Origin of the sequence: Pseudorhodoferax sp., from assembly GCF_047601025.1 — a bacterium.
In the GTDB taxonomy this organism is placed as follows: domain Bacteria; phylum Pseudomonadota; class Gammaproteobacteria; order Burkholderiales; family Burkholderiaceae_C; genus Pseudorhodoferax.
In genome coordinates, this window is sequence record NZ_JASGJZ010000001.1 from 1,111,299 (window position 1) to 1,137,022 (window position 25,724).

Annotated in this window: 24 protein-coding genes; 10 read left to right on the forward strand and 14 right to left on the reverse strand. The window is 70.9% G+C overall.

Annotated elements, in window-relative coordinates; all coding sequences use genetic code 11:
* Positions 1 to 25: 25 nt before the first annotated feature.
* The 3 genes from QM782_RS05285 to QM782_RS05295 all read left to right on the forward strand — a co-directional run bounded on the left by QM782_RS05285 (position 26) and on the right by QM782_RS05295 (position 5,245).
* A complete protein-coding gene (locus QM782_RS05285; RefSeq protein ID WP_415201873.1) occupies positions 26 to 2,962 on the forward strand; it encodes a ribonucleoside-diphosphate reductase subunit alpha in 2,937 nt (978 codons plus the stop codon).
* A 141-nt stretch (positions 2,963 to 3,103) separates the two neighbouring features.
* Positions 3,104 to 4,312 carry a ribonucleotide-diphosphate reductase subunit beta gene (locus QM782_RS05290; RefSeq protein WP_415201874.1) on the forward strand — a complete coding sequence of 403 codons (1,209 nt, stop codon included), beginning with the start codon at positions 3,104 to 3,106 and terminating at the stop codon, positions 4,310 to 4,312.
* Positions 4,313 to 4,723: 411 nt separating this feature from the next.
* Positions 4,724 to 5,245 (forward strand): histone, encoded by a 522-nt coding sequence (locus tag QM782_RS05295; RefSeq protein ID WP_415205593.1) that lies wholly within the window; start codon positions 4,724 to 4,726, stop codon positions 5,243 to 5,245.
* Positions 5,246 to 5,318: 73 nt separating this feature from the next.
* Here QM782_RS05295 and QM782_RS05300 read toward each other — a convergent pair whose 3' ends face one another.
* From QM782_RS05300 to QM782_RS05330, 7 genes are all read right to left on the reverse strand, one after another.
* Positions 5,319 to 6,221 carry a carbohydrate kinase family protein gene (locus QM782_RS05300; RefSeq protein ID WP_415201875.1) on the reverse strand — a complete coding sequence of 301 codons (903 nt, stop codon included), beginning with the start codon at positions 6,219 to 6,221 and terminating at the stop codon, positions 5,319 to 5,321.
* Between the two features lie 20 nt (positions 6,222 to 6,241).
* A complete protein-coding gene (locus QM782_RS05305; protein ID WP_415201876.1) occupies positions 6,242 to 7,357 on the reverse strand; it encodes a zinc-ribbon and DUF3426 domain-containing protein in 1,116 nt (371 codons plus the stop codon).
* A gap of 65 nt (positions 7,358 to 7,422) precedes the next feature.
* Positions 7,423 to 8,328 (reverse strand): 50S ribosomal protein L11 methyltransferase, encoded by a 906-nt coding sequence (gene prmA / locus QM782_RS05310; protein ID WP_415201877.1) that lies wholly within the window; start codon positions 8,326 to 8,328, stop codon positions 7,423 to 7,425.
* Between the two features lie 2 nt (positions 8,329 to 8,330).
* Positions 8,331 to 9,680: an acetyl-CoA carboxylase biotin carboxylase subunit gene (gene accC, locus QM782_RS05315; protein WP_415201878.1), complete on the reverse strand. Its 1,350-nt coding sequence runs from the start codon at positions 9,678 to 9,680 to the stop codon at positions 8,331 to 8,333.
* A gap of 120 nt (positions 9,681 to 9,800) precedes the next feature.
* Positions 9,801 to 10,265 carry an acetyl-CoA carboxylase biotin carboxyl carrier protein gene (gene accB, locus QM782_RS05320; protein WP_415201879.1) on the reverse strand — a complete coding sequence of 155 codons (465 nt, stop codon included), beginning with the start codon at positions 10,263 to 10,265 and terminating at the stop codon, positions 9,801 to 9,803.
* 126 nt (positions 10,266 to 10,391) lie between these two features.
* Positions 10,392 to 10,955 (reverse strand): TlpA family protein disulfide reductase, encoded by a 564-nt coding sequence (locus QM782_RS05325; protein WP_415201880.1) that lies wholly within the window; start codon positions 10,953 to 10,955, stop codon positions 10,392 to 10,394.
* On the reverse strand, positions 10,952 to 11,548 hold the full coding sequence (locus tag QM782_RS05330) for a hypothetical protein (RefSeq protein ID WP_415201881.1): 597 nt from the start codon (positions 11,546 to 11,548) through the stop codon (positions 10,952 to 10,954). Before QM782_RS05330 ends, QM782_RS05325 begins: the two co-directional genes overlap by 4 nt.
* A 41-nt stretch (positions 11,549 to 11,589) precedes the next feature.
* Here QM782_RS05330 and mpl point away from each other — a divergent pair, with 41 nt between their 5' ends.
* The gene (gene mpl, locus QM782_RS05335; RefSeq protein WP_415201882.1) at positions 11,590 to 13,071 is read left to right on the forward strand and encodes a UDP-N-acetylmuramate:L-alanyl-gamma-D-glutamyl-meso-diaminopimelate ligase; all 1,482 of its coding nucleotides are present in this window, start codon (positions 11,590 to 11,592) and stop codon (positions 13,069 to 13,071) included.
* Here the strand turns inward: mpl and QM782_RS05340 are convergent.
* From QM782_RS05340 to rodA, 4 genes are all read right to left on the reverse strand, one after another.
* Positions 13,061 to 13,372, reverse strand: coding sequence for a hypothetical protein (locus tag QM782_RS05340; RefSeq protein WP_415201883.1), 312 nt, complete (start codon positions 13,370 to 13,372; stop codon positions 13,061 to 13,063). The genes mpl and QM782_RS05340 overlap by 11 nt on opposite strands.
* Before the next feature lie 33 nt (positions 13,373 to 13,405).
* Positions 13,406 to 14,527 (reverse strand): 3-deoxy-7-phosphoheptulonate synthase, encoded by a 1,122-nt coding sequence (locus QM782_RS05345; protein ID WP_415201884.1) that lies wholly within the window; start codon positions 14,525 to 14,527, stop codon positions 13,406 to 13,408.
* A gap of 194 nt (positions 14,528 to 14,721) precedes the next feature.
* Complete coding sequence (gene tldD, locus QM782_RS05350) at positions 14,722 to 16,194, reverse strand: metalloprotease TldD (RefSeq protein ID WP_415201885.1); 1,473 nt, start codon at positions 16,192 to 16,194, stop codon at positions 14,722 to 14,724.
* Between the two features lie 23 nt (positions 16,195 to 16,217).
* The gene (rodA, locus tag QM782_RS05355; RefSeq protein ID WP_415201886.1) at positions 16,218 to 17,372 is read right to left on the reverse strand and encodes a rod shape-determining protein RodA; all 1,155 of its coding nucleotides are present in this window, start codon (positions 17,370 to 17,372) and stop codon (positions 16,218 to 16,220) included.
* Positions 17,373 to 17,489: 117 nt separating this feature from the next.
* Between rodA and QM782_RS05360 the strand changes: the two genes are divergently transcribed.
* Genes QM782_RS05360 through ruvC form a run of 6 tightly spaced genes read left to right on the forward strand, consistent with a single transcriptional unit; the run spans position 17,490 to position 23,241 of the window.
* Entirely contained in the window at positions 17,490 to 18,086 is a 597-nt protein-coding gene (locus QM782_RS05360) for a YqiA/YcfP family alpha/beta fold hydrolase (protein ID WP_415201887.1), read from the forward strand.
* Positions 18,087 to 18,117: 31 nt separating this feature from the next.
* Positions 18,118 to 20,178, forward strand: coding sequence for a ribonuclease catalytic domain-containing protein (locus tag QM782_RS05365; RefSeq protein WP_415201888.1), 2,061 nt, complete (start codon positions 18,118 to 18,120; stop codon positions 20,176 to 20,178).
* Positions 20,175 to 21,047, forward strand: coding sequence for an energy transducer TonB (locus tag QM782_RS05370; RefSeq protein WP_415201889.1), 873 nt, complete (start codon positions 20,175 to 20,177; stop codon positions 21,045 to 21,047). The genes QM782_RS05365 and QM782_RS05370 overlap by 4 nt, the downstream gene beginning before the upstream one ends.
* Positions 21,044 to 21,892 (forward strand): shikimate dehydrogenase, encoded by an 849-nt coding sequence (gene aroE, locus QM782_RS05375; protein ID WP_415201890.1) that lies wholly within the window; start codon positions 21,044 to 21,046, stop codon positions 21,890 to 21,892. The genes QM782_RS05370 and aroE overlap by 4 nt, the downstream gene beginning before the upstream one ends.
* A 60-nt stretch (positions 21,893 to 21,952) precedes the next feature.
* Positions 21,953 to 22,669, forward strand: coding sequence for a monofunctional biosynthetic peptidoglycan transglycosylase (gene mtgA, locus QM782_RS05380; RefSeq protein ID WP_415201891.1), 717 nt, complete (start codon positions 21,953 to 21,955; stop codon positions 22,667 to 22,669).
* Positions 22,670 to 22,692: 23 nt separating this feature from the next.
* Positions 22,693 to 23,241, forward strand: coding sequence for a crossover junction endodeoxyribonuclease RuvC (gene ruvC, locus QM782_RS05385; RefSeq protein ID WP_415205594.1), 549 nt, complete (start codon positions 22,693 to 22,695; stop codon positions 23,239 to 23,241).
* 14 nt (positions 23,242 to 23,255) lie between these two features.
* Here ruvC and QM782_RS05390 read toward each other — a convergent pair whose 3' ends face one another.
* The 3 genes from QM782_RS05390 to ftsZ all read right to left on the reverse strand — a co-directional run bounded on the left by QM782_RS05390 (position 23,256) and on the right by ftsZ (position 25,664).
* Entirely contained in the window at positions 23,256 to 23,432 is a 177-nt protein-coding gene (locus QM782_RS05390; protein WP_415201892.1) for a hypothetical protein, read from the reverse strand.
* A 19-nt stretch (positions 23,433 to 23,451) separates the two neighbouring features.
* Positions 23,452 to 24,375 carry a UDP-3-O-acyl-N-acetylglucosamine deacetylase gene (gene lpxC, locus QM782_RS05395; protein WP_415201893.1) on the reverse strand — a complete coding sequence of 308 codons (924 nt, stop codon included), beginning with the start codon at positions 24,373 to 24,375 and terminating at the stop codon, positions 23,452 to 23,454.
* A 77-nt stretch (positions 24,376 to 24,452) separates the two neighbouring features.
* Positions 24,453 to 25,664 carry a cell division protein FtsZ gene (gene ftsZ / locus QM782_RS05400; protein WP_415201894.1) on the reverse strand — a complete coding sequence of 404 codons (1,212 nt, stop codon included), beginning with the start codon at positions 25,662 to 25,664 and terminating at the stop codon, positions 24,453 to 24,455.
* Positions 25,665 to 25,724 lie beyond the last annotated feature (60 nt).

Genomic DNA, 25,724 nt, shown 5'->3' on the forward strand with positions numbered 1-25,724 from the left:
CCATCGTTCCCAGCCCAAGGAAGCCATGCACACAGCAGCTCACGTCTCCTCTTCCTCGTCCGTATCGCCGGCCGGCGCACCCGCGCGCCGCGCGGCCGACAACGCCGCCCAGGACCTGCTGGCCCACTACCAGATCATCCGACGCAACGGCGCCGTCGTGCCGTTCGAGCCCAACAAGATCGCCGTGGCCATGATGAAGGCCTTCCTGGCCGTGCACGGCACACAGGGCGCGGCCTCGGCCAGCGTGCGCGAGATGGTGGACACGCTGACGCAGGCCGTGGTGCGCGCGCTGATGCGCTCGCGCCCGGGCGGCGGCACCTTCCACATCGAGGACGTGCAGGACCAGGTCGAGCTGGGCCTGATGCGCGGCGGCCACCACGAGGTCGCGCGCGCCTACGTGCTGTACCGCGAGCGCCGCGCGCAGGAACGCCTGCGCCAGGGTGAGCAGGACAAGCCGGCCGCCGCGCCCCTGCTCCACGTGCTGGACGGCGGCGAGCGCGTGGCGCTGGACGTCGCGCTGCTGCAGCAGCTGATCGCCGACGCCTGCGCCGGCCTCGGGGCCGACGTGCGGCCCGAGCCCATCGTCGCCGAGACCATGCGCAACCTGTACGACGGCGTGCCGATCGAGGAGGTGCACAAGGCCGCCATCCTGGCCGCGCGCACGCTGATCGAGAAGGACCCCGACTACACCTACGCCACGGCCCGGCTGCTGCTGCACACCATCCTGAAGGAGGTGCTGGGCGAGGAGGTGCCGCAGGCCGACATGGCCACGCGCTATGCCGACTACTTCCCGCAGTTCGTCAAGAAAGGCGTGGAGGCCGAACTGCTGGACGACAAGCTGCTGCAGTACGACCTGGCCCGCCTGGGCGCGGCGCTGAAGGCCGAGCGCGACCTGAAGTTCGACTACCTGGGCCTGCAGACCCTGTACGACCGCTACTTCCTGCACGTGCGCAAGCAGCGCATCGAGTTGCCGCAGGCCTTCTTCATGCGCGTGGCGATGGGCCTGGCGCTGAACGAGATCGACCGCGAAGCGCGTGCCATCGAGTTCTACGAGGTGCTGTCGAGCTTCGACTTCATGTCGAGCACGCCGACCCTCTTCAACAGCGGCACGCTGCGCTCGCAGCTGTCCTCCTGCTACCTGACCACGGTGCCGGACGACCTGGACGGCATCTACGAGTCGATCAAGGAGAACGCGCTCCTCTCGAAGTTCGCCGGCGGCCTGGGCAACGACTGGACCCGCGTGCGCGCCCTGGGCAGCCACATCAAGGGCACCAACGGCGAATCGCAGGGCGTCGTGCCTTTCCTCAAGGTGGTCAATGACACGGCCGTGGCGGTGAACCAGGGCGGCAAGCGCAAGGGCGCGGTCTGCACGTATCTCGAGACCTGGCACCTGGACATCGAGGAGTTCCTGGAGCTGCGCAAGAACACCGGCGACGACCGCCGCCGCACGCACGACATGAACACGGCCAACTGGATCCCGGACCTGTTCATGCGCCGCGTGATGGAGAAGGGCAGCTGGACGCTGTTCTCGCCCTCCTCCGTGCCGGACCTGCACGACCTGTTCGGCGCCGACTTCGAGCGCGCCTACGTGGCCTACGAGGAAAAGGCCGCGCGCGGCGAGATCCGGCCCAGCAAGACGATTGCGGCCGTGGACCTGTGGCGCAAGATGCTGTCGATGCTGTTCGAGACCGGCCATCCCTGGATCACCTTCAAGGACGCCTGCAACGTGCGCTCGCCGCAGCAGCACGTGGGCGTGGTCCACAGCTCCAACCTGTGCACCGAGATCACGCTGAACACCAGCGACACCGAGACCGCCGTCTGCAACCTGGGCTCGGTCAACCTGCTGCAGCACCTGAAGGACGGCGCGGTCGACCACGCCAAGCTGAAGAAGACGATCTCGACGGCGATGCGCATGCTCGACAACGTCATCGACATCAACTACTACGCCGTGAAGAAGGCGCGCGACTCCAACCTGCGCCACCGCCCCGTGGGCCTGGGAGTGATGGGCTTCCAGGACGCGCTGTACGAGCTGCGCATCCCCTACGCCAGCGAGGCCGCGGTGCAGTTCGCCGACCAGGCGATGGAAGCCGTCTGCTACCACGCCTACTGGGCCTCGACCGAGCTGGCGGCCGAGCGCGGCAGGTACAGCAGCTTCAAGGGCTCGCTGTGGGACAAGGGCGTGCTGCCGATGGACTCCCTGGGCCTGCTGGAACAGGCGCGCGGCGGCTACGTCGAGGTCGACCGCTCCAGCACGCTGGACTGGGAAGCGCTGCGCGCGAAGATCAAGGCCGACGGCATGCGCAACTCCAACTGCGTGGCCATCGCGCCGACCGCGACCATCTCCAACATCATCGGCGTGGACGCGTCGATCGAGCCGTGCTTCGGCAACCTGTCGGTCAAGTCCAACCTGTCGGGCGAGTTCACCGTCATCAACCACTACCTGGTGCGCGACCTCAAGCGCCTGGGCCTGTGGGACGACGTGATGATCATGGACCTCAAGCACTTCGACGGCTCGCTGGAGCCGATCGACCGCGTGCCGCAGGACGTCAAGGCGCTGTACGCCACGGCCTTCGAGATCGAGCCGGCGTGGCTGGTCGAAGCCGCCGCGCGCCGCCAGAAGTGGATCGACCAGGCCCAGTCGCTGAACATCTACATGGCCGGTGCCTCGGGCAAGAAGCTGGACGACACCTACAAGCTCGCCTGGGTGCGCGGTCTGAAGACCACCTACTACCTGCGCACGCGCAGCGCCACGCATGCGGAGAAATCCACCGTCGCCGCGGGCCGGCTGAACGCCGTGTCCTCGGGGGCCGACGAGGTGCCGCGCATGAGCGCGCTCGACGCCGCGGCCGCGAAGGCGCGCGCACAGATGGACGCGCAGATGCATGCGCCGCTGGGCGCCTCGCCAGCCACCGACGTGAAGTTCTGCGGCGTCGACGACCCCACCTGCGAGGCCTGCCAATAAGGCCTGCGTCACGCGCTCCGCGGCATCGTGTGCGAGGCCCTCGCAGCACGATGCCGCGGAGCAACAAAACCTCTGCGGCGCCCCGTGTGAAGCCTTTGCTTTTCAGGGCGCCGCTTTCATAATCTCGCCACTGGAAAATCTATGCTGACCTGGGACGACGAAGTCAAGCCCTCTTCGCCATCGCACACGCGAAGCGGTTCCATCGGGCACCGCGAAGTGCCTGTCTCTCCTCTCGCGCAACCCTCCCTCGCACCGCACGTCGGCGACGTCGCCATGCCGCCGGTCGCGCCGGCCAGCGTGCCGCGCGCCAGCGGCGCGCCGGTGCCCACCGCGCGCCGCGTGAACGCGGCCGACAAGCGCATCATCAACGGCCAGACCGACGTCAACCAGTTGGTGCCGTTCAAGTACAAGTGGGCCTGGGAGAAGTACCTCGCCACCTGCGCCAACCACTGGATGCCGCAGGAGGTGAACATGAACCGCGACATCGCGCTGTGGAAAGACCCGAACGGCCTGACCGAGGACGAGCGCCGCATCGTCAAGCGCAACCTCGGCTTCTTCGTCACCGCCGACTCGCTGGCCGCCAACAACATCGTGCTGGGCACCTACCGCCACATCACGGCGCCCGAGTGCCGCCAGTTCCTGCTGCGCCAGGCCTTCGAGGAGGCGATCCACACGCACGCCTACCAGTACATCGTCGAGTCGCTGGGCCTGGACGAAGGCGAGATCTTCAACGCCTACAACGAGGTGCCCTCGATCCGCGACAAGGACGAGTTCCTGATCCCGTTCATCGACGCGATCATGGACCCGGACTTCAAGACCGGCACGCCCGAGAACGACCAGAAGCTGCTCAAGAGCCTGATCGTGTTCGCCTGCCTGATGGAGGGCCTGTTCTTCTACGTCGGCTTCACGCAGATCCTGGCCCTCGGCCGGCAGAACAAGATGACCGGCGCGGCCGAGCAGTACCAGTACATCCTGCGCGACGAGTCGATGCACTGCAACTTCGGCATCGACCTGATCAACCAACTGAAGCTGGAGAACCCGCACCTGTGGACGCCGGCGTTCAAGGACGAGATCAAGGCGCTGTTCCAGCATGCGGTCGAGCTCGAATACCGCTACGCCGAAGACACCATGCCGCGCGGCGTGCTGGGCATGAACGCCTCGATGTTCAAGGGCTACCTGCGCTACATCGCCAACCGCCGCGCCACGCAGATCGGCCTGGAGGCGCTGTTCCCGAACGAAGAGAACCCGTTCCCCTGGATGAGCGAGATGATCGACCTGAAGAAGGAGCGCAACTTCTTCGAGACGCGCGTCATCGAGTACCAGTCCGGCGGCGCGCTGTCCTGGGACTGAGAAGCTGTGAACGCATCCCCCACGCCCACACGAGGCTCCCGATGAGCGTCCCCGCGCATCGCCAACGCCGTGCCCGGGGCCTCGCCCTCCGGGCCGGTGGCCTCTCCCTCCGGGCCGGGGCACGCCAGACCCCATGCGGTCGTCGTTGCCCTGGCTCCAGCCAGGGCAACAGCCTGTGCCTGTGGTCCGGCACTCCCCGTCGTGGGCGCGATCGATCCATTCACCGCTTCTGAGGCGGCAGCACGGCATGTTCCACCGCACACCACGCCACCCGAACCGCACCGCCAGAGTGCCGGCGTGCATGTGTCCTGAATCCATGGCGCTGGGGCCCCGGGCTCCAACGCCATGCATCGCTTGCAGCGCCCCGACGCGCGGCAAGTGCTCCTTGTAATCCGAATCACGGAGAACACCATGGCAACTGCGAAGAAACCGGCCGCGAAGAAGGCCGCCCCGGCCAAGAAGGCGGCACCTGCGAAGAAGGCCGCTCCGGCCAAGAAGGCCGCGCCCGCGAAGAAGGCCGCCCCGGCCAAGAAGGCGGCGCCGGCGAAGAAGGCCGCTCCGGCCAAGAAGGCAGCGCCCGCGAAGAAGGCCGCTCCGGCCAAGAAGGCGGCGCCGGCGAAGAAGGCCGCTCCGGCCGCCAAGAAGGCAGCGCCCGCGAAAAAGGCCGCTCCGGCCAAGAAGGCAGCGGCGCCGGCGAAGAAGGCCGCCTCGGCCGCCAAGAAGGCAGCAGCCCCCGCGAAGAAGGCCGCTCCGGCCAAGAAGGCGGCAGCCCCCGCGAAGAAGGCCGCCGCCGCGCCCGCGAAGAAAGCCCCGGCCAAGAAAGCCGCCGCCAAGAAAGCTGCCCCCGCGCCTGCCGCCGCCCCAGCCACCGCGACGCAGACCACGCTGAACCCGCAGGCGGCCTGGCCGTTCCCCACGGCCAGCAAGCCCTGAACGCCGCCCGCACGCGGCGTGCAAGCAGCCCGGCGCCGCCAAGGCCCCGGGCTTTTTCTTTGGCCGGACGGACCTACAGGCCCAGCGCGCTGCGGTCGACGCGGTAGTTCTGCGGACCGCGCTCGGCAATCTTCAGCGCGCCGATCCGGCTGCCCAACGCCGCGCAGCGCACCAGCGGCCAGCCCTGCTCCAGCCCGTACAGCAGCGCCGCGCGGTAGGCATCGCCGCAGCCGGTGGGATCGACGACCGCCGCGGCCGGCACCGGCGCGACCGGCGTCCTCTCGCCATCCACCCAGACCTCGCTGCCCTCGCCGCCCAGGGTCACGACCAGGCCCTGCACCTGGCGCGACAGCTCGGCCAGGCCGAGGCCGGTGCGCTCGCAGAGCATGCGGCCCTCGTAGTCGTTGACGGCGACCCAGCTCGCCAGCTCGACGAAATGCCGCAGCGCCGCGCCGTCGAACATCGGCAGGCCCTGGCCGGGGTCGAAGATGAACGGGATGCCCGCGGCCGCGAACTGCTCGGCATGCTGCAGCATCGCGTCGCGCCCGTCCGGCGAGATGATGCCCAGCTTCACGTCGGGCCGCGCCACGATCTGCGTCCGGTGCGCCTGCATCATCGCCCCCGGGTGGAAGGCGGTGATCTGGTTGTTGGCCTGGTCGGTCATGATCATGGCCTGGGCCGTGTAGCTATCGTCCAGCACGCGCACGTACTCGGTGGAGATGCCCAGCGTGCCCAGGCGTTCCAGGTAGCCGGCACCGTCGCTGCCCAGCGCGGCCATCGGCAGCGGCACGCCCCCCAGCTGCCGCAGGCCGTAGGCGATGTTGCCGGCGCAGCCGCCGAAGTCGCGCCGCAGCCCGGGCACGAGGAAGGACACGTTCAGGTTGTGGATCTGGTCCGCCAGGATCTGGTCGGCGAACCGCCCCTCGAAGCGCATGATGGTGTCGAACGCGAGAGATCCGCAGATGATGCTGGCCATGGGGTAAGGGTTTCGGAAAGTCAGGGATAGAAGGCGTCGAGGTGGTAGCCCACCACGCGGGCCCGGCCGGCGTTGTCGGCCATCTGCAGGTCGACGCTGGGGGACCATTCGCCGTGCGGGTCCAGCGCGTCGGGCGGACCGCCCAGCTCCTGCGGCGACAGCACGCGGCGCACCACGGCCTGCCCGGTGATGTCCTTCAGCGTCAGCGCGATGGCCGGCAAGGCGACCGGATACGGCGCGCGGTTGCGCAGCGTCAGGCTCAGCCGGTAGCCGCTGTCGCCGACGACATGGAACGAGGAGCCGTCGATCACGACCGCATCGATGCGGCGCAGCGGCTGCACGCGGCAGCCGGCCGGCGCGCACAGTGCGTTCAGCAGCGGACGCAGCGCCGGCGCCCTGGCGCCGAGCCGGTCGCGCTCGTGCACGGCCAATTGCCACAGCAGGCCAAGCGCCAACAGCCACGCGGCCACGCGCCAGGCCGAGCGTCCGGCCAGCTTGGCGCGCCCCTGCGTCGCCGGGGCCGCGGCCGGCTCCTGCGCATCGCGCAGAAAGGACAGCTCGGCCAGCGCTGGGTCGATCGGCGCGGGCGGCGGTGGGGCAGCGACCACGCGCGGCGCGGCCGGCGCGGCGCGCGGTGCGTCGCCGGTGGGCCGCTGCAGCAACAGGCCGGCGGCATCGGGTGCGGCGCCGCCATCCGCACGGCGCGGCAGCGGCGCCGGCGCTGGCGCCAGCGCCACCACCAGGCGGTCCGGGCGCGCCGCAGCCGACGGTGCCTCGGCGGCGGGCGGTTCCGGGGGAATGGTGGTGGTGCCATCGGCACCTTCTTCGCTGGCCTGCGCCTGCCGGAACTCGGCATAGCCCAGGTCCAGCGAAACCGCAGGATCGGTGACCGGAATCTCGGGCGCGGCCTGCGGCAACCACTGCGGCGCCACCTCGACCAGCGTGGGCGCCTGTGCCGCGGCCTCGGCCGCCGGACCGGCAGCGGGCGCTTCGGCCACCGGTGCGGGCGCGGCCAGCGGCTGCGGCGCCGGCTCAGGCCCGGCGGCCGGGTCGTGCAGCGTCTGCGCCGCGTCGAAGATTTCGCCGCACTGGCCGCAGCGCACCCAGCCCTGCGAGATGCGCAGCTGATCGGGCACGACCTTGAAACGGGTTCCGCATGCCGGGCAGCGGGTGACCATCGAACCCATGCGCCTGCACTGCCTCAGCGTGGCGGCGCGGCCGCGCGGCGGGCCGTCATCAGCACCCAGCCGTCCTCCTCGTCCGCCACCTCGAGCGCCAGGTGCGGCGCATAGGCCTCCTGCAACTCGCCGGCCTGGCGCGCCAGGATGCCGGCCAGCACCAGCGTGCCGCCCGGCGCCACGTGCGCGCACAGCAATGGCGCCAGCACCTTCAGCGGCGTGGCCAGGATGTTGGCCAGCACGACCGCGTACTCGCCCCGCGCCGCATCGGGCAGGCCGGCCCGCAGCACGGCGCCGTTGGCCTGCGCGTTGGCCTCGGTCGCCTGCACGGCGGCCTTGTCGATGTCGACCGCGTCGACCTCGCGCGCGCCGTGCCTGGCCGCCGCGATGGCGAGGATGCCGGAGCCGCAGCCGTAGTCCAGCACCCGGCCCCAGCCGGCCGCGGGCTGCTGCGCCGCAATCCAGCGCAGGCACATGCGCGTGGTGGGGTGCGTGCCGGTGCCGAAGGCCAGGCCCGGGTCCAGCCGGATGATCCGCGTCGCGCCGGGCGGCGGCTCGTGCCAGGTCGGCACGATCCAGAACGAGGGCGTGATCTCGACCGGCGCGAACTGCGACTGCGTGAGCCGCACCCAGTCCTGGTCCTGCAGCGGGCTGGCGCCCAGCCACTGGCAGCCGGCGAAGAAGTCCTGCGCCGTCAGCAGCCGCTCGGCCTCGCGGGCCTGGGCTTCGGTCGAGAACAGCGCCGTCAGCCGCGAGCGCTGCCAGCCCTCAGCCGGCGGCGGCAGGCCGGGCTCGCCGAACAGGGCCTGCTCGGCCTCGGTGTCGCCGTCGGCGTCCTCCACGCTGACGGACAGCGCATCGAGCGCCTCCAGCGCATCGCTCAGGGCCTCGACCCGATCCTCGGGGCACAGCAGGCGCACCTCGAACATGGCTACCTCTTGTGCTGGGCGAGCCACTCTTCGAGATAGTGGATGTTGGTGCCGCCGGCCATGAACTTGGCGTCCACCATCAGATCGCGGTGCAGCGCGACGTTGGTGTTGATGCCCTCGATGACGGTCTCCGCCAGCGCCGTGCGCATGCGCGCCATGGCCTGCTCGCGCGTATCGCCGTGCACGATGATCTTGCCGATCATGGAGTCGTAGTTCGGCGGCACGAAGTAGTTGGCGTAGGCGTGCGAGTCCACGCGCACGCCCGGGCCGCCGGGCGGATGCCAGGTCGTGATGCGGCCCGGCGACGGCAGGAAGTTGTACGGGTCCTCGGCGTTCACGCGGCATTCGATCGCATGACCGCGGATCTCGATCTGGCGCTGCGTGAACGGCAGCTTCTCGCCGGCCGCCACCATGATCTGCGTGCGCACGATGTCCACGCCGGTGATCCATTCGGTCACCGGGTGCTCCACCTGCACGCGCGTGTTCATCTCGATGAAGTAGAACTCGCCGTTCTCGTAGAGGAACTCGAAGGTGCCGGCGCCGCGGTAGCCGATGCGCTTGCAGGCGTTCACGCAACGCTCGCCAATGCGCTCGATCAGCTTGCGCGGGATGCCGGGCGCGGGCGCCTCCTCGATGACCTTCTGGTGGCGCCGCTGCATGGAGCAGTCCCGTTCACCCAGGTACACGGCGTTCTTGTACTTGTCCGCCAGCACCTGGATCTCCACGTGCCGCGGGTTCTGCAGGTACTTCTCCATGTACACGGCCGGGTTGCCGAAGGCCGCGCCGGCCTCGGCCTTGGTCATCTGCACCGCGTTGACCAGCGCCGCCTCGGTGTGGACCACGCGCATGCCGCGCCCGCCGCCGCCGCCGGCGGCCTTGATGATGACCGGGTAGCCGATCTGCTTGGCCAGGCGGCGCATCTGCACCGGATCGTCCGGCAGCTCGCCTTCCGAGCCGGGCACGCAGGGCACGCCGGCCTTGATCATGGCCTGCTTGGCCGAGACCTTGTCGCCCATCAGCCGGATCGACTCGGGCGTGGGGCCGATGAACTGGAAGCCGCTCTTCTCGACGCGCTCGGCGAAGTCGGCGTTCTCGCTCAGGAAGCCGTAGCCGGGATGGATGGCCTCGGCGTCCGTGACTTCGGCGGCCGAGATGATGGCCGGCATGTTCAGGTAGCTCTGCGCCGAGGGCGCGGGGCCGATGCACACGGCTTCGTCGGCCAGGCGCACGTACTTGGCGTCGCGATCGGCCTCGGAATAGACCATCACGGCCCGGATGCCGAGTTCGCGGCATGCCCGCTGGATCCGCAGGGCGATTTCGCCGCGGTTCGCGACCAGGATCTTTTTAAACATTGTGGCTCCGCGGCGAAATCGCCCCGCACGCTGCGCGTGCCCGGGCAATGTGCCGGACTGCGTCCGTCCGCGCCAAGGCACGAGCGCCCCGGTTGGCGACCAGGATCTTCTTGAACATGCTCACTCGATGACGAACAGCGGTTGGCCGTACTCGACGGCCTGGCCGTTCTCGCACAGGATCTGCGTGATGGTGCCGGCCTTGTCGGCCTCGATCTCGTTGAGGATCTTCATGGCCTCGATGATGCAGACCGTGTCGCCTTCCTTGACCGTGCTGCCGACCTCGACGAAGGCCTTGGCGCCCGGGCTGGGCGAGCGGTAGAAGGTGCCGACCATCGGCGACTTGGCGACGTGGCCCTTGACCTGGGCGGCGGACGCCGCAGCCGGCGCAGCGGCGGATGCCGCGACCGGGGCGTCCGCGACCAGGGCGGGTGCGGCCTGCACCACCGGGGCCGGCGCGTAGACCTGGGCCTGGGCCGGCAGGCCCTTGACGATGCGGACCTTGCCTTCGGCTTCGGTGATTTCCAGTTCGGACACGTTGGAATCCGAGACCAAGTCGATCAAGGTCTTGAGTTTGCGCAAATCCATGAAGGCTCCTAATGCCCCAGCCGAAAAAAGTTGGAATCTAACCGAAATCCCAGGATCTTTCGCCTATTGCAGGCAAATGGACCGTTCATCGGCGATCTGGGGCGGACTAGCGGGACCGTGTGCAGGTCAGGCAGCGCGGATCTGCACTGTCCACCGGCGCAAATCCTCGGGGGTGATCTGACCCATTTTACGTTCATGAACATTTCCACGGCCGTCCAGCACCAGCGAAAACGGCAACGCCCCCGCGTCGTTGCCCAGCGCGCGCACGGCCGACAGCCCGGCCATGCCCAGGATGCCGACCGGGAACGCCACCGGCGTCCTGGCCAGGAAGGCCTGGACGCCGGCCGGCCGGTCCACCGCCAGGCCGACGACTTGCCAGCCGTTGGCGCGGTGTTCACGGAAGAAGGCGTCGATCAACGGCATTTCCTCGACGCAGGGCGGGCACCACGGCGCCCAGAAGTTTGCCAGCAACGGCCGGCCGCGAAAGCCCGCCATCGCCAGCGGCGTCCCGTCGGGCTGCGTGCTCTGCAGGCTCCACAGCGGCTGCGCCGCAGCGGCGGAGGCGGCAGGCGGGCGCCGCGTCCACCAGGCCACGCCCGCGCCGGCGGCCAGCGCGATGCCGCCGGCCGCCGCCAGCCACGCCCGCCGGCCCGCGGGCCGCGCGCCTTCGGGCCGTTGCGCGGCGCTCACGCCCCCGCCTCCTGCGCGACCAGCCAGCGCACCGCCTCCGGGCTGCCGCGCGGCGTGCGTCCGCGGGCGTCGGGCCGCAGGGCGCCGCGCAGGTCGTCCAGGTCGTGCAGCAGCAGGTGCACGCCGATGGTCTCGCCGAGTTCCGGACAATCGCTGTGCAGGCTCAGCGCCTCCACCGGCTCGCCGCGCAGCCCGGGCACGGTGCGCGGCTCGTAGCGCACGCCGTGGTCGATCAGCGCGATCTCGGCCGACTTGGGGTCGTCGCAGAAGAGCTGCAGGTAGACGTCGGAGCGCCGCGTGGCCGTGCCGTGCCAGACGGCGCCGGCCAGATACGGGCGAAAGGCCTGCAGCCGCTCCATCCAGCGCAGCGCCAGCCGCCGCAGCGCGCGCAGCTCGGCCGGCTGCGTGTCGGCGTGGAAGAGCGCCAGGTGCTCGCGCACGGCATCCTCGAGCTCCTCGTTGTCCGGCAGCCGCGCGCGCAACCCCAGGTCCAGCTGCTGCCGGGCGCGGCGCTTGGCCGCCCCCCATTCCAGCCCGTCCTCCACCACCAGCCGCGCGGCGGCGGCCGCGATCTCTGCGCTTGCCCTGTCCATGGGGCGCGATTGTGCGCCTGCGCCACTCCTAGAATCCCGCGATGCACATCCACATCCTGGGCATCTGCGGGACCTTCATGGGCGGCGTGGCCGCCCTGGCCCGCGAGGCCGGCCACCGCGTGACCGGCTGCGACGCCGGCGTCTACCCGCCCATGAGCGACCAGTTGCGCGCGCTCGGCATCGAGCTGATCGAGGGCTTCGGCGCCGACCAGATGGCCTTGCAGCCCGACGTGTTCGTGGTCGGCAACGTGGTCTCGCGCGCGAGGATGGCCCCCACGCTCCCCGCTTCGCGTGGCTCGCAGCCCTCCGAGGGGGCGCCTGGCGCCCTGGGGCAGTCCGGCGGCGGCGCGGTGGCCGGCGGCACGCCCAAGTTCCCGCTGATGGAAGCCATCCTCGACGCCGGTGCGCGCTACACCAGCGGCCCGCAGTGGCTGGCGGAGCAGTTGCTGCAGGGCCGCCACGTGCTGGCCGTCGCCGGCACGCACGGCAAGACCACGACGACCTCGATGCTGGCCTGGATCCTGGAATGCGCGGGCCTGAACCCCGGCTTCCTGGTCGGCGGCGTGCCGCTGAACTTCGGCATCTCGGCCCGGCTGGGCGCGCCGGGGGGATGCTTCGTGATCGAGGCCGACGAGTACGACACGGCCTTCTTCGACAAGCGCAGCAAGTTCGTGCACTACCGGCCGCGCACCGCCGTGCTGAACAACCTGGAGTTCGACCACGCCGACATCTTCGACGACCTGGCCGCGATCGAGCGCCAGTTCCACCACCTGGTACGCACCGTGCCGGGCCGCGGCCGCGTGGTCGTGAACGCCGAGGAAGCCAGCCTGGCGCGCGTGCTGGCCCAGGGCTGCTGGAGCGAGGCCGTGGGCTTCGGCGCCGGCGGGCGCTTCACGGCCGAAGGCACGGCCGAGCATTTCCAGGTGCTCGACCAGGGCCGGCCGGTGGCCGAGCTGCGCTGGCCGCTGTCGGGCCTGCACAACCGCATGAACGCGCTGGCCGCGATCGCCGCGGCCGAGCATGTGGGCGTGGCGCCGGCGCAGGCGGCCGCGGCCCTGCAGCGCTTCGAAAACGTGCGCCGGCGCATGGAGCTGCGCGGCGCGGTGGCGGCCGCCAGCGGCACGATCCGCGTCTACGACGACTTCGCCCACCACCCGACCGCGATCCGCACCACGGTGGACGGCCTGCGCCAGCAGATCGGCCCGTCCGGCGGCCGCATCCTGGCGATCTTCGAGCCGCGCAGCAACACCATGAAGCTCGGCACCATGAACGCCCGCCTGCCCTGGAGCCTGGAGGGCGCGGACCTGGCCTTCTGCCACGCGGCCGGCCTGGGCTGGGACCCGGCCCAGGCGCTGGCCGCGATGGGCGCGCGGCTGCAGGTGGCGGGCGACATCGACACCCTGGTCGCCCAGGTGCTGGCCGCCGTGCGCCCCGGCGACCACCTGCTGTGCATGAGCAACGGCGGCTTCGGCGGCGTGCACGTCCGCCTGCTGGACGCCCTGCGCGCGCGCTTCAGTAGCTGACCGTCATCGCCGCGAGGTCGACGCGGACCACGGGCCGCGCCAGCGCCGCGCTGGCGGCGCGCGCGAACGCGGCGGACCACTGCGCGTCGCCGAGCCGCTCGATCCCGGCGGCCCCGGCGATCGCGACCAGCTTGTCGACCAGCAGCACCTTGCCGGTGGCGCGCAGCGGTTCGCAGTCGAGCTGCACGAACTGCTGGTCCAGCCAGGCGCGCGCCGCCTCCGGCGGCATGGCCGGCGCACCTGCCGGGTCGAAGCGGAACTCCTGGCCGTCCGCCAGCCTGACCGACACTTCACTGCGCATGGGGCACCCCGTCTCGGCCGCGACCGTGCGCGCTCAGCGCGCCGCTTCGCGCCGCGTCGCGACGGCCTGGGCCAGCCGCTCCAGCAGCGCGACCGAAGGCTCCCAGCCCAGGCAGGCGTCGGTGATGCTCTTGCCGTACTCCAGCTGCTGCACGTCGTCCTTGCCGGGCGTGAACTTCTGGGCGCCGGCGACCAGGTGGCTCTCCACCATCACGCCGAACACCTGGCGCGAGCCGCCCTCGATCTGCGCGGCGATGGCCTGCGCCACCTCGGTCTGCTTCTCGTGCTGCTTGCTGCTGTTGGCATGGCTGCAGTCCACCATCAGGCTGGGCTGCATGCCGGCCGCGGCCAGCTCCTTGCAGGCGGCCTCCACGCTGGCGGCGTCGTAGTTCGGCGCCTTGCCGCCGCGCAGGATCACGTGGCAGTCCCGGTTGCCCTGGGTCTGCACGATGGCCACCTGGCCGTTCTTGTGCACCGACAGGAAGTGGTGGCCGCGCGCCGCGGCCTGGATCGCGTCGGTGGCGATGCGGATGTTGCCGTCCGTGCCGTTCTTGAAGCCGATCGGCGCCGACAGCCCCGAGGCCAACTCGCGGTGCACCTGGCTCTCGGTGGTGCGCGCGCCGATCGCGCCCCAGGCGATCAGGTCGCCGATGTACTGCGGCGAGATCACGTCCAGGAACTCGCTGCCGGCCGGCAGGCCCAGCCGGTTGATGTCGATCAGCAGCTGGCGCGCGATGCGCAGGCCCTCGTCGATGCGGTAGCTCTCGTCCAGGTAGGGATCGTTGATCAGGCCCTTCCAGCCGACCGTGGTGCGCGGCTTCTCGAAATACACGCGCATCACGATCTCCAGCTGGTCGGCGTAGCGGTCGCGCAGCGGCTTCAGGCGCCGCGCGTACTCCATCGCCGCGGCCGGGTCGTGGATCGAGCAAGGGCCGATCACCACCAGCAGCCGGTCGTCGCGGCCGGACATGATGTCCTGGATGCGGTGGCGCGTCCGGCCGATCAGCGCCTCGATGGCCGTGCCGCGGATCGGGAAGAAGCGGATCAGGTGTTCCGGAGGAGGCAGCACGTTGATGTCCTTGATGCGTTCGTCGTCGGTCTGGCTGGTCTTCTCGACGTTCGCGTACCAGGTATCGGAGGTCTGCTGCGTGCTCATGGTGCTTCCTGTGTGTGGTTGGAATCGATGGGGACAAAAAGAAACCGCCGGTCCTTGCGGCACCGGCGGTTCTGGAGGGGTCTGGTGGTCTGCTGTCTACGCGCGCGCCTCTCGTCCGCCGGAGTCCGGGAACCAAAAGTAGGCAAAGTAGAACGCGCGGGCGGCAGGCATGGAGGGCGACTCTAGCACAGAAGTCAGGCCGTGCCGCCCACGGTCAGCCCGTCGATGCGCAGCGTGGGCTGGCCGACGCCGACCGGCACGCTCTGGCCCTCCTTGCCGCAGGTGCCGACGCCGGGGTCCAGCGCCATGTCGTTGCCGATCATGGACACGCGCGTCAGCGCGTCCGGGCCGTTGCCGACCAGCGTGGCGCCCTTCACCGGGTACTGGATCTTGCCGTTCTCGACCCAGAACGCCTCGCTCGCGGAGAACACGAATTTGCCCGAGGTGATGTCGACCTGGCCGCCGCCGAAGTTGCTGGCGTACAGGCCTTTCTTGATGCTGGCGACGATCTCGGCCGGATCACGGTCGCCGCCCAGCATGTAGGTGTTGGTCATGCGCGGCATCGGGATGTGGGCGTAGCTCTCGCGCCGGCCGTTGCCGGTGGGCCGGGCCTTCATCAGGCGCGCGTTCATCGCGTCCTGGATGTAGCCCTTCAGGATGCCGTCCTCGATCAGCACGTTGCGCTGGCTGGCATTGCCCTCGTCGTCCACGTTCAGCGAGCCGCGGCGGTCGGCGATCGTGCCGTCATCCAGCACCGTCACGCCCTTGGCCGCCACGCGCTGGCCGATGCGGCCGCTGAAGGCGCTCGAGCCCTTGCGGTTGAAGTCGCCCTCCAGGCCGTGGCCGATGGCCTCGTGCAGCAGGATGCCGGGCCAGCCCGAGCCCAGCACCACGGTCATCTCGCCGGCCGGGGCCGGGCGCGAATCGAGGTTGGTCAGCGCCGCGTTCACGGCCTGGTCCACGTATTCGGCGATGCGCGCATCGTCGAAATACGCCAGGCCGAAGCGGCCGCCGCCGCCGCTGGAACCCATCTCGCGCCGCATCTGCCCGTTCTGCCGGGTCTCGGCGATCACGGTCACCGACAGCCGCACCAGCGGCCGCACGTCGGCGGCCAGGGTGCCGTCGGCGCGCGCAACCAGCACCACGTCGTACTCGCTGGCCAGCCCGGCCATGACCTGCACGATGCGCGGGTCCTTGGCGCGCGCGCGGTGCTCGACCTGCTCCAGCAGGCCGACCTTGGCCTGGCTGTCCAGCGTGGCGATCGGGTCGAGCTGCGGGTACAGCGCGCGGCTGCCGGCGATCTTCTGCGCCGGCACCTTGGCACGCCGGCTCTGCGCGGCCGAGGAGATCGCGCGCACGGTGCGCGCGGCGTCCAGCAGCGAGGCCTCGGAGATGTCGTCGGAATAGGCGAACGCCGTCTTCTCGCCGCTGACGGCGCGCACGCCCACGCCCTGGTCGATGCTGAAGGAGCCGGTCTTGACGATCCCCTCCTCCAGGCTCCAGCCCTCGCTGCGCGTGTACTGGAAGTACAGGTCGGCATCGTCGACCTTGTGCGCCTGGATCTCGGCCAGCGCGCGCTGCAGGTGCGCCGGCGTGAGGCCGAAGGGATCGAGCAGTAGCTGCTGGGCGGTGGCGATGCGGGCCAGGGTGGGTTCGCGGGAAATCATCCGGCGATTCTAGGAAGGCGGGCTCAGGTCTGCAGCAGACGCTTGGATTTGGCGATCGACATCAGGATGCCCAGGCCCATGCCCAGCGTGACCATGGCCGTGCCGCCATAACTCACGAACGGCAGCGGCACGCCCACCACCGGCAGCATGCCGCTGACCATGCCCATGTTCACGAACGCGTAGGTGAAGAAGATCAGCGTGACGGCGCCGGCCAGCAGGCGCGAGAACAGCGTCGGCGCGTCCAGCGCGATGGCCAGGCCGCGCAGGATCAGCAGCACGAAGGAGACGATCAGGAAGGCGTTGCCGAGCAGGCCGAATTCCTCGGAGTAGGCGGCGAAGATGAAGTCCGTGGTGCGCTCGGGGATGAACTCCAGGTGCGTCTGCGTGCCCTGCATGAAGCCCTTGCCGAACACGCCGCCCGAGCCGATCGCGATCATGCCCTGCAGGATGTGGAAGCCCTTGCCCAGCGGGTCGCGCGTCGGGTCCATCAGCGTGCAGACGCGCTGCTGCTGGTATTCGCGCAGCACGACCCAGCGCACGCCCTCGCGGCACAGGTCGTCCGCGAACCAGACCAGCAGGAAGACGCCGGCCAGCCCCAGCAGCACCGGCGGCGCGATCAGCCGCCAGGGCAGGCCGGCGAAGAAGATCACCGACAGCCCGGCCGCCGCGACCAGGATGGCCGTGCCCAGGTCGGGCTGGTGCATGATCAGCAGCACCGGCACGGCCAGCAGCGCGAAGGCGACGCTGAAATCCAGCGGCTGCACCTGGCCCTCGCGCTTCTGGAACCACCAGGCCAGCATCAGCGGCGTGGCGATCTTCAGGATCTCGCTGGGCTGGATCACGATGCCGACATTGATCCAGCGCTGCGCACCCTTCTTCACGATGCCGAAGAATTCCACCCCCAGCAGCAGCGCCACGCCCGCCACGTAGACCGGCACCGCGAACTTCATCAGGGTCTGCGGCGGCACCTGGGCCACGACAAACAGGATGGCGCCGGCCAGCAGCATGTTGCGGCCGTGGTCGACGAAGCGCGTGCCATGGTCGTAGCCGGACGAGTACATGGCCAGCAGCCCGGCGCCGCACAGCAGCGCGATGGCGCACAGCAGCGGCACGTCGAAGCCGCGCAGCAGCGGCAGCGCACGGCGCCAGAGCGGGGGGTTGTCGAGGACGGCGGCCATGGTGGGCGCGGATTATCCGTGCCGCGCCCCGCCCGCGCGGATGCGGCGCCCGGCCGCCACGCACCGCGGCAGGCGGCATCCAGCCTTGTGTACCGCTGCTGTAGAGTCGCGGCCACCATGGCCCTGACCCATCTGCTCTACCTGCACGGATTCCGCTCCTCGCCGCAGTCGGCCAAGGCGCGGCTGGTGGCCGGGCACGTGCGCGCGCGGCATCCGCAGCTGCACTGGTGGTGCCCGCAGCTGCCGCCCTCCCCGCGCCAGGCCATGGCCGAGATCCTGGCCGGCACCGCGGACTGGCCGCGCGCGGGCATGGCGGTGATCGGCTCCTCGCTGGGCGGCTTCTACGCCACCTGCGTGGCCGAGCAGACGGGCTGCCGGGCCGTGCTGCTGAACCCGGCCGTGCACCCGGCGCGCGACCTGGCGCGCCACATCGGCGTGCAGGCGGCCTGGCACGACCCGGCGCAGCGCTTCGACTTCACGGCCGCGCACGTGGAGGAACTGCGCGCGCTGGAGCGGCCGCCCGAAGCCCCCGCCGCGCGGGCCGCGATGCCGCGCATCTTCGCCATCGTCGCCAAGGGCGACGAGGTGCTGGACTGGCGCGAGATGTGCGCGCGCTATCCCGGCGCCCGCATCCGCCTGCTCGAAGGCAGCGACCACGCGATCAGCGAATTCCCCGCGTACCTGGACGAGGTGTTCGCATTCCTGCTCGCCTGAATCCTCTCCGCGCTCACGGACAATAGCGCCCATGTACGCATTGTTCGAGGAAGCCGGCAAGTTCCTGACCGGCCGGGTGCTGTCCGAGGCCGAGGCCTCGCTCCAGGCGGAGCTGGACAGCGGCAAGCGGGTCAAGGTCAAGGCCGCCAACCTGCTGCTGAAGTTCGACAAGCCCGCGCCGCAGGCGCTGATGGCCGAGGCCCGTGCGCAGGCCGACGCGATCGAGCTGGACCTGGCCTGGGAGTTCGCCAGCGACGACGAGTTCGGCTTCGCCGACCTGGCGCGGGTGTATTTCAGCGACGACGCCACGCTGGCCCAGCAGGTCGGCGCGCTGCTGCGGCTGCAGGAGGCGCCGCACTATTTCCGCCGCGCCGGCCGGGGGCGCTTTCGCAAGGCGCCGGCCGAGCAGGTCCAGCAGGCGCTGGCCGCGATCGAGAAGAAGCGGCTGCTGCAGCTGCAGATCGACCAGTGGGCGCTGGAACTGGCCGAAGGCCGCTGCCCCGCGCCGATCCGCGACCAGCTCTACCGCATCCTGTTCAAGCCCGACAAGAACGGCGCGGAGTACAAGGCCGTGGTCGAGGCCGCGCGCGCCACGCATACGGCGCCGCTGGCGCTGCTGCAGCGCGCCGGCGCGATCGACTCGCCCTACCAGTTCCACTGGCGGCGCTTCCTGTTCGAGCACTTCCCGAAAGGCACGGGCTTCGCCGCGCTGCAGGCGCCGGCGATCACGGACGAGTTGCCGGTGGCCGCGGTGCGCGCCTACTCGATCGACGACTCGATGACGACCGAGATCGACGACGCGCTGTCGGTCCAGGGCCTGGGCACGGATGAGGTCACGGTGGGCGTGCACATCGCCGCGCCCGGCCTGGCCATCGTGCCGGGCTCGGCCATCGACCAGGTGGCGCGCACGCGCCTGTCCACGGTCTACATGCCCGGCCACAAGCTGACCATGCTGCCCGACGAGGTGGTGCAGGCCTACACGCTGCAGGAGGGACGCGACTGCCCGGCCGTCTCGCTGTACGCGCGCTTCGACGCGCAGAGCCTGGAGCTGCGCGGCGCCGAGACGCGGCTGGAGCGCGTGCCGATCGCGGCCAACCTGCGCCACGACAAGCTGGACACGGCCATCACCGAGGCCTGGCTGCTGGACGCCGAGCCGGCGCCGCTGCCCGGCCTGCCCGAGGCGGTGCGGCCGGCGGAACTGGCCTTCCTGTACCGGCTGGCCCGCGACCTGAAGGCGCGGCGCGAGGTCGTGCGCGGCAAGCCCGAGACCTTCACCCGGCCGGACTACACCTTCCGCCTGGTCGACAGCCCCGAGACGCCGCTGGGCGACGAGCCGGCCGGCCGCGAGCGCGTGGAGATCGGCGTGCGCCAGCGCGGCGCGCCGCTGGACCTGATCGTGGCCGAGGCCATGATCCTGGCCAACAGCCACTGGGGCCAGTGGCTGTCCGCCTGCGGCGTGCCCGGCATCTACCGCAGCCAGGCCAGCCTGGCGCCGGGCATCAAGGTGCGCATGGGCACCAAGGCGCTGCCGCACGCCGGCATCGGCGTGCCGGCCTATGCCTGGAGCACCTCGCCGCTGCGCCGCTACGTGGACCTGGTGAACCAGTGGCAGATCATCGCCTGCGCGCGCCACGGCAGGACGGCGGCGCTCGCCGCGCCGTTCAAGCCCAAGGACGCCGCGCTGTTCTCCGTCATCTCGGCCTTCGACGCCGCCTACACCGCGTACAACGGCTTCCAGGCCGGCATGGAGCGCTTCTGGACGCTGATGTACCTGCAGCAGAACGGCATCGCCGAGCTCGACGCCCAGGTCATCAAGGAAGGCCTGGTGCGGGCCGACAGCCTGCCGCTGGTGCTCTCGGTGCTCGGCGCGCAGGGCCTGCCGCGCGGCGCCCACGTGCGCGTGAAGCTCGGCGCGATCGACCTGGTCGCGCTCGACGTGGCCGGCACCGTGACCGAGCAACTGGACCCGCCCGGTGCCGCGCCGGCCGACGAGGCCGCCGAGGCGGACGACGAGGAAGCCGCGGCCGGCCCGATCGCGATCGCCGTGGACCTGGCCGCGCCTGCCACGGCCGAGGACGCCCCGGGGCCATGAGACCCGTCGCCTGGCGGCGCGGGCCCAGCACGCTGCAGGCCGCCCTGCTGTTCTCGGTGCTGGTGCACGCGGCCGTGCTGGCGATCCGCTTCGCCAACCCGGCGGCCTTCGACCGGATGTTCCAGGACTCGCCGCTGGAGGTGATCCTGGTCAACGCGAAGTCCTCCGACGAGCGCCCCGACAAGGCCCAGGCCATCGCCCAGGCCGCGCTGGCCGGCGGCGGCGAGGCCGGGACCGGGCGCGCCACCTCGCCGCTGCCGCCCTCGCTGCAGGCCGACCTCGGCGAGACCATGGAGGAGGCGCAGCGCCAGCTCGATGCGCTGCACCAGCAGCAGACGCTGTTGCTGGCCCGGGTCACGCGCCAGCTCGCGGCGCTGCCGCCGCCGGACCCGCGCGAGAAAGCCGACTCGCCCGAGGCGCGTGCCCAGCAGGAGCGCCGACGCCGGCTGATGCAGCACCTGGCCGAGATCGAGCGCCGCATCGCGGCCGAGAACGCGCGGCCCAAGCGCCGCGTGGTCAGCCCCGCCACGCGCGAGGAGGCCTACGCCACCTACTACGACGCGCTGCGCCGCAAGGTCGAGGACAAGGGCACCGAGAACTTTCCCGAGCAGAACGGCCGCAAGCTGTACGGCGAGCTGGTCATGATCATCACCGTGAACCACACGGGCGAGGTGCTGTCCACCGACGTGGCCGAGAGCTCGGGCAACCGGCGGCTGGACCAGCGCGCCCAGGCCATCGCGCGCAGCGCCGGCCCGTTCGGCCGGTTCAGCGAGGCCATGCGCCGCAAGGCCGACCAGATCCTGGTGGTCTCGCGCTTTCGCTTCACGCGCGACGACCAGTTGAGGACCAACGTGAGCACGACACCATGAACCAGCCTCCCTCCTTCGACTACTGCGTGATGGGCAACCCGGTGGCGCACAGCCGCTCGCCCTGGATCCACGCGCGCTTCGCGGCGCTGACCGGCCAGTCCATGGCCTACGACCGGCTGCACGTGCCGCTGGACGGCTTCGCCCAGGCCGTGCGCGACTTCGCGGCCAGCGGCGGCAAGGGCTGCAACGTGACCGTGCCGTTCAAGCTCGAAGCCTTCGCGCTGGCCCGCACGCGCTCGCCGCGCGCCGAGCTGGCCCGCGCCTGCAACACGCTGCGCTTCGACGCCGAAGGCATCCACGCCGACAACACCGACGGCGCCGGCCTGGTGGCCGACATCACGCAGCACGCCGGCCGGGCCATCGCCGGCGCGGACCTGCTGCTGATCGGCGCCGGCGGCGCCGCGGCCGGCGTGCTGGGCCCGCTGGTCGCGGCCGGCGCGCGGCGCATCGTGGTCGCCAACCGCACGCCGGACAAGGCGCTGGCGCTGGCCGCCCGCCATGCCGCGCTGGCCGCCGAGCACGGCTGCCGGCTGGAAGGCTGCGGGCTCGACGCCATCGACGGCCGCTTCGGCCTCGTCGTCAACGGCAGCGCCAGCAGCCTGGCCGGCGCCGCGCCGCCGGTGCCGGCCTCCGTGCTGGCGCCCGGCGCGCTGGCCGTGGACATGATGTACGGCCCCGCGGCCCAGCCCTTCCTGGCCTGGGCGCGCGCGCATGGCGCGACCGCGCGCGACGGCCTCGGCATGCTGGTCGAGCAGGCGGCCGAGTCCTTCGCGCTGTGGCGCGGCGTGCGCCCGCCCTCGGCGCAGGTGCTGGCCGAGCTGCGGGCGCTGGTCGACGCGGGATGAGCTGCCTTCCGTTGGCCATCGCAGGATTGCGGGCGGCGCCTTGCGCACAGGCGGATTGAGATGCGCGTCTTCGGCCGCTGGTTGCTGCTGCTCGCCGCCGCGGCGCTGGCGCTGCAGCTGTTCTTCGTCGCGCGCATCGCGCTGATGGCCTGGGCCGATCCGCAGTCCACCGCGTTCCAGCGCTCCGAGGCCTGGCGCCTGGCCTCCGGCGGCGGCGACTGGCGCTGGCGCCAGCAGTGGGTGGACGAGAACCGCATCGCCGACCACCTCAAGCGCGCCGTGATCGCGTCGGAGGACTCCGGCTTTCCCGAGCACGACGGCGTGGACTGGCAAGCCATCGAGAAGGCCTGGGAGAGAAACGAGAAGGCCGAGGCCCGCGCGGCGCAGGGCAAGTCCGCGCGGGCGCCGAAGATCGTCGGCGGCTCCACGATCACGCAGCAGCTGGCCAAGAACCTGTTCCTCTCCGGCGAGCGCACGCTGCTGCGCAAGGGCCAGGAACTGGTGCTGACGCTGGCGCTGGAGGCGCTGCTGGACAAGCGCCGCATCCTGACGATCTACCTGAACAGCGTGGAATGGGGCGAAGGCGTGTTCGGCGCCGAGGCCGCGGCGCGGCACTACTACCGCAAGAGCGCGGCCCAGCTGACGGCCTACGAGGCGGCGCGGCTGGCCGTGATGCTGCCGCGCCCGCGCCACTACGAGAAGCAGCCGAACTCGCCCTACCTGGCCAGCCGCGCGCGCACCATCGTCGCCCGCATGGGGCAGGTCGAACTGCCATGACGGCGCGCCCGGCGCTGCCGTCCCTGCGCATCCTGGGCATCGACCCGGGCCTGCAGACCACCGGCTTCGGCGTCGTCGACGCCGAGGGCGCGCAGCTGCACTACGTGGCCAGCGGCACGATCCGCACCGGCGCACGCGCGCAGGGCGACCTGCCCGGCCGGCTGAAGGTGCTGTACGACGGCATCCGCGAGATCGCCGCGCGCTACCAGCCGCAGGCCGCCTCGGTCGAGATCGTGTTCGTGAACGTGAACCCACAGTCCACGCTGCTGCTGGGCCAGGCCCGCGGCGCCTGCGTGACGGCGCTGGTCTCGCGCGAGCTGCCGGTGGCCGAGTACACCGCGCTGCAGATGAAGAAGGCCGTGGTCGGCCATGGCCGTGCCGACAAGAGCCAGATCCAGGAGATGGTGCGCCGGCTGCTGCGGCTGCCCGGCCTGCCGGGCAAGGACGCCGCCGACGCGCTGGGCCTGGCGATCACGCATGCGCACGCGGGACTGGCCATCGCGCGGCTGGCGGCGGCCACGCCGCTGGTGCCGGTGACCACGGGCATGTACCGCAAGGGCCGGGCCCGCTGAGCCGGCGACGGGGATCAGAGCACGCGCTCGAGCACCAGCACCGCGAAGAAGCCCAGCGCCGCCAGCAGCGTCCACTTCAGCGTGACCAGGCCCCAGCGCTTGTAGTGCGGCCGGCCGGTGCCGGCGTAGAACGCGAACAGCACGCCGGCGGCCAGCAGCAGGAAGAAGATCGCCCAGCGGAACAGCAGCATCGGCCGCGGCCTCGCCGGCCTACCAGGCCGGCACCGGCTGGGCGAAGCCCCGGGGCGCCTTGCGCTCGTCCTCGAAGGTGACGATCTCGTAGGCCTCGGGCTGGTCCAGCAGCGCGCGCAGCAGCTTGTTGTTCATCGCGTGGCCGGAACGGAACGCGCTGTAGGCCGCCAGCAGCGGCTTGCCGATCAGGTACAGGTCGCCCATCGCGTCCAGGATCTTGTGCTTGACGAACTCGTCGTCGTAGCGCAGACCGTCGGCATTGAGCACCTTGTAGTCGTCCATCACGATGGCGTTGTCGAGTCCGCCGCCCAGGGCCAGGCCGTTGGCGCGCATCATCTCCACGTCCTTCGTGAAGCCGAAGGTGCGCGCGCGCGCGATGTCGCGCGCATACGAGCCCTCGGACAGGTCGAACTCCACGCGCTGGCCGGTGGAGTCCACGGCCGGGTGGTCGAAGTCGATCTCGAAGCTGAGCTTGAAGCCGTGGTAGGGCGCCAGCAGCGCCCACTTGCGGTTGGCGCCCTCGCCTTCGCGCACCTCGACCGGCCGGGTCACGCGGATGAAGCGGCGCGGCGCGCGCTGCAGCTCGATGCCGGCGCTCTGCAGCAGGAACACGAAGGAAGCGGCCGATCCGTCGAGGATCGGCACCTCCTCGGCGTTGATGTCCACGTACAGGTTGTCGATGCCCAGCCCGGCACAGGCCGACATCAGGTGCTCGACGGTGTGGACCTTGGCATTGCCGCTGGAGATCGTCGAGGCCATGCGCGTGTCGGTCACCGCCATGGCGGTGATCGGGATGTCCACCGGCTCGGGCAGGTCCACGCGCCGGAACACGATGCCGGTGTCCGGCTGCGCCGGGCGCAGCGTCATCTCCACCCGCTGGCCGCTGTGCAGTCCCACGCCCACGGCCTTGGTGATCGACTGGAGAGTACGTTGCGCAAGCATCGCGTGATTTTAGTTGGCGGCCCCGCGACCCGTGCGCCGTGGGGCGATCGATGTTCCGATCGCCCCGATCGACAGCCTCAATCGGCCTGCTTGCGCAGGAAGGCCGGGATCTCGTAGTCGTCCATGCCGCCGGAGGACAGCGCGTCCACCCGCGCCGTGGCCTGCGTGCGGTTCGGCGTGCGCCAGACCGCCGGGCCGCGCAGCGACTCGTAGTCGGGCTGCGCCAGGCCGATGCCGGCGCTGGCCATGCTCAGCGTCGGGATCGCGAAGCCCTGGTTGTCGGTGCCGGTGCGCTGCACCACCTGCAGCGGCGGCGCGGCGCGGCGCTGGTTGCGGGCCAGGCCGGTGGCGACCACGGTCACGCGGATCTGGTCGCCCAGGCTGTCGTCGTAGGCCGTGCCGTAGATCACGTGCGCTTCGGCCGAGGCGTAGGCGCGGATCGTGTTCATGGCCAGGCGCGACTCGGCCAGCTTCAGCGAACCCTTGGCCGCGGTGATCAGCACCAGCACGCCCTTGGCACCCGACAGGTCGATGCCTTCCAGCAGCGGGCAGGCCACGGCCTGCTCGGCGGCGATGCGGGCGCGGTCGGGGCCGTCGGCCACCGCCGTGCCCATCATGGCCTTGCCGGGCTCGCCCATGACGGTGCGCACGTCCTCGAAGTCCACGTTCACGTGGCCGGGCACGTTGATGATCTCGGCGATGCCGCCGACGGCGTTCTTCAGCACGTCGTTGGCGTGGGCGAAGGCCTCGTCCTGCGTGGCGTCGTCGCCCATCACCTCCAGCAGCTTCTCGTTCAGCACCACGATCAGCGAATCGACGTTGGCTTCCAGCTCGGCCGTGCCGTGGTCGGCGTTGGACATGCGTTTGGGGCCTTCGAAGTCGAACGGCTTGGTGATCACGCCGACGGTCAGGATGCCCATCTCCTTGGCCACCCGCGCGATCACCGGCGCCGCGCCGGTGCCGGTGCCGCCGCCCATGCCGGCCGTGATGAACAGCATGTGCGCGCCGCTGATGGCCTGGCGGATGTCGTCCACCGCGGCCTCGGCCGCCTCGCGTCCCTTCTCGGGCTTGCTGCCCGCACCCAGGCCGGTGGTGCCGAGCTGGATGGTCTTGTGCGCGGCCGTGCGCAGCAGCGCCTGGGCGTCGGTGTTGGCGCTGATGAACTCGACGCCCTGCACGCCGCAGCCGATCATGTGCTCGACCGCGTTGCCGCCGCCGCCGCCGACACCGATGACCTTGATCTGGGTGCCGAGGGCGAATTCTTCCGATTCGATCATTTCGATGGGCATGGTTTTCTCCTTCAATCTTCAAAAAATGGGTTGCAGTTGCCGGATGGCCGTATGGGATTG

Excerpts from the sequence above, each read along its gene's own strand:
- QM782_RS05285 (WP_415201873.1), top strand. The coding sequence starts at position 26 with ATGCACACAGCAGCTCACGTCTCCTCTTCCTCGTCCGTATCGCCGGCC.
- QM782_RS05290 (WP_415201874.1), top strand. The coding sequence starts at position 3,104 with ATGCTGACCTGGGACGACGAAGTCAAGCCCTCTTCGCCATCGCACACG.
- QM782_RS05295 (WP_415205593.1), top strand. The coding sequence starts at position 4,724 with ATGGCAACTGCGAAGAAACCGGCCGCGAAGAAGGCCGCCCCGGCCAAG.
- QM782_RS05300 (WP_415201875.1), bottom strand. The coding sequence starts at position 6,221 with ATGGCCAGCATCATCTGCGGATCTCTCGCGTTCGACACCATCATGCGC.
- prmA (WP_415201877.1), bottom strand. The coding sequence starts at position 8,328 with ATGTTCGAGGTGCGCCTGCTGTGCCCCGAGGATCGGGTCGAGGCCCTG.
- accC (WP_415201878.1), bottom strand. The coding sequence starts at position 9,680 with ATGTTTAAAAAGATCCTGGTCGCGAACCGCGGCGAAATCGCCCTGCGG.
- accB (WP_415201879.1), bottom strand. The coding sequence starts at position 10,265 with ATGGATTTGCGCAAACTCAAGACCTTGATCGACTTGGTCTCGGATTCC.
- QM782_RS05330 (WP_415201881.1), bottom strand. The coding sequence starts at position 11,548 with ATGGACAGGGCAAGCGCAGAGATCGCGGCCGCCGCCGCGCGGCTGGTG.
- mpl (WP_415201882.1), top strand. The coding sequence starts at position 11,590 with ATGCACATCCACATCCTGGGCATCTGCGGGACCTTCATGGGCGGCGTG.
- QM782_RS05340 (WP_415201883.1), bottom strand. The coding sequence starts at position 13,372 with ATGCGCAGTGAAGTGTCGGTCAGGCTGGCGGACGGCCAGGAGTTCCGC.
- QM782_RS05345 (WP_415201884.1), bottom strand. The coding sequence starts at position 14,527 with ATGAGCACGCAGCAGACCTCCGATACCTGGTACGCGAACGTCGAGAAG.
- tldD (WP_415201885.1), bottom strand. The coding sequence starts at position 16,194 with ATGATTTCCCGCGAACCCACCCTGGCCCGCATCGCCACCGCCCAGCAG.
- rodA (WP_415201886.1), bottom strand. The coding sequence starts at position 17,372 with ATGGCCGCCGTCCTCGACAACCCCCCGCTCTGGCGCCGTGCGCTGCCG.
- QM782_RS05360 (WP_415201887.1), top strand. The coding sequence starts at position 17,490 with ATGGCCCTGACCCATCTGCTCTACCTGCACGGATTCCGCTCCTCGCCG.
- QM782_RS05365 (WP_415201888.1), top strand. The coding sequence starts at position 18,118 with ATGTACGCATTGTTCGAGGAAGCCGGCAAGTTCCTGACCGGCCGGGTG.
- QM782_RS05370 (WP_415201889.1), top strand. The coding sequence starts at position 20,175 with ATGAGACCCGTCGCCTGGCGGCGCGGGCCCAGCACGCTGCAGGCCGCC.
- aroE (WP_415201890.1), top strand. The coding sequence starts at position 21,044 with ATGAACCAGCCTCCCTCCTTCGACTACTGCGTGATGGGCAACCCGGTG.
- mtgA (WP_415201891.1), top strand. The coding sequence starts at position 21,953 with ATGCGCGTCTTCGGCCGCTGGTTGCTGCTGCTCGCCGCCGCGGCGCTG.
- QM782_RS05390 (WP_415201892.1), bottom strand. The coding sequence starts at position 23,432 with ATGCTGCTGTTCCGCTGGGCGATCTTCTTCCTGCTGCTGGCCGCCGGC.
- lpxC (WP_415201893.1), bottom strand. The coding sequence starts at position 24,375 with ATGCTTGCGCAACGTACTCTCCAGTCGATCACCAAGGCCGTGGGCGTG.
- ftsZ (WP_415201894.1), bottom strand. The coding sequence starts at position 25,664 with ATGCCCATCGAAATGATCGAATCGGAAGAATTCGCCCTCGGCACCCAG.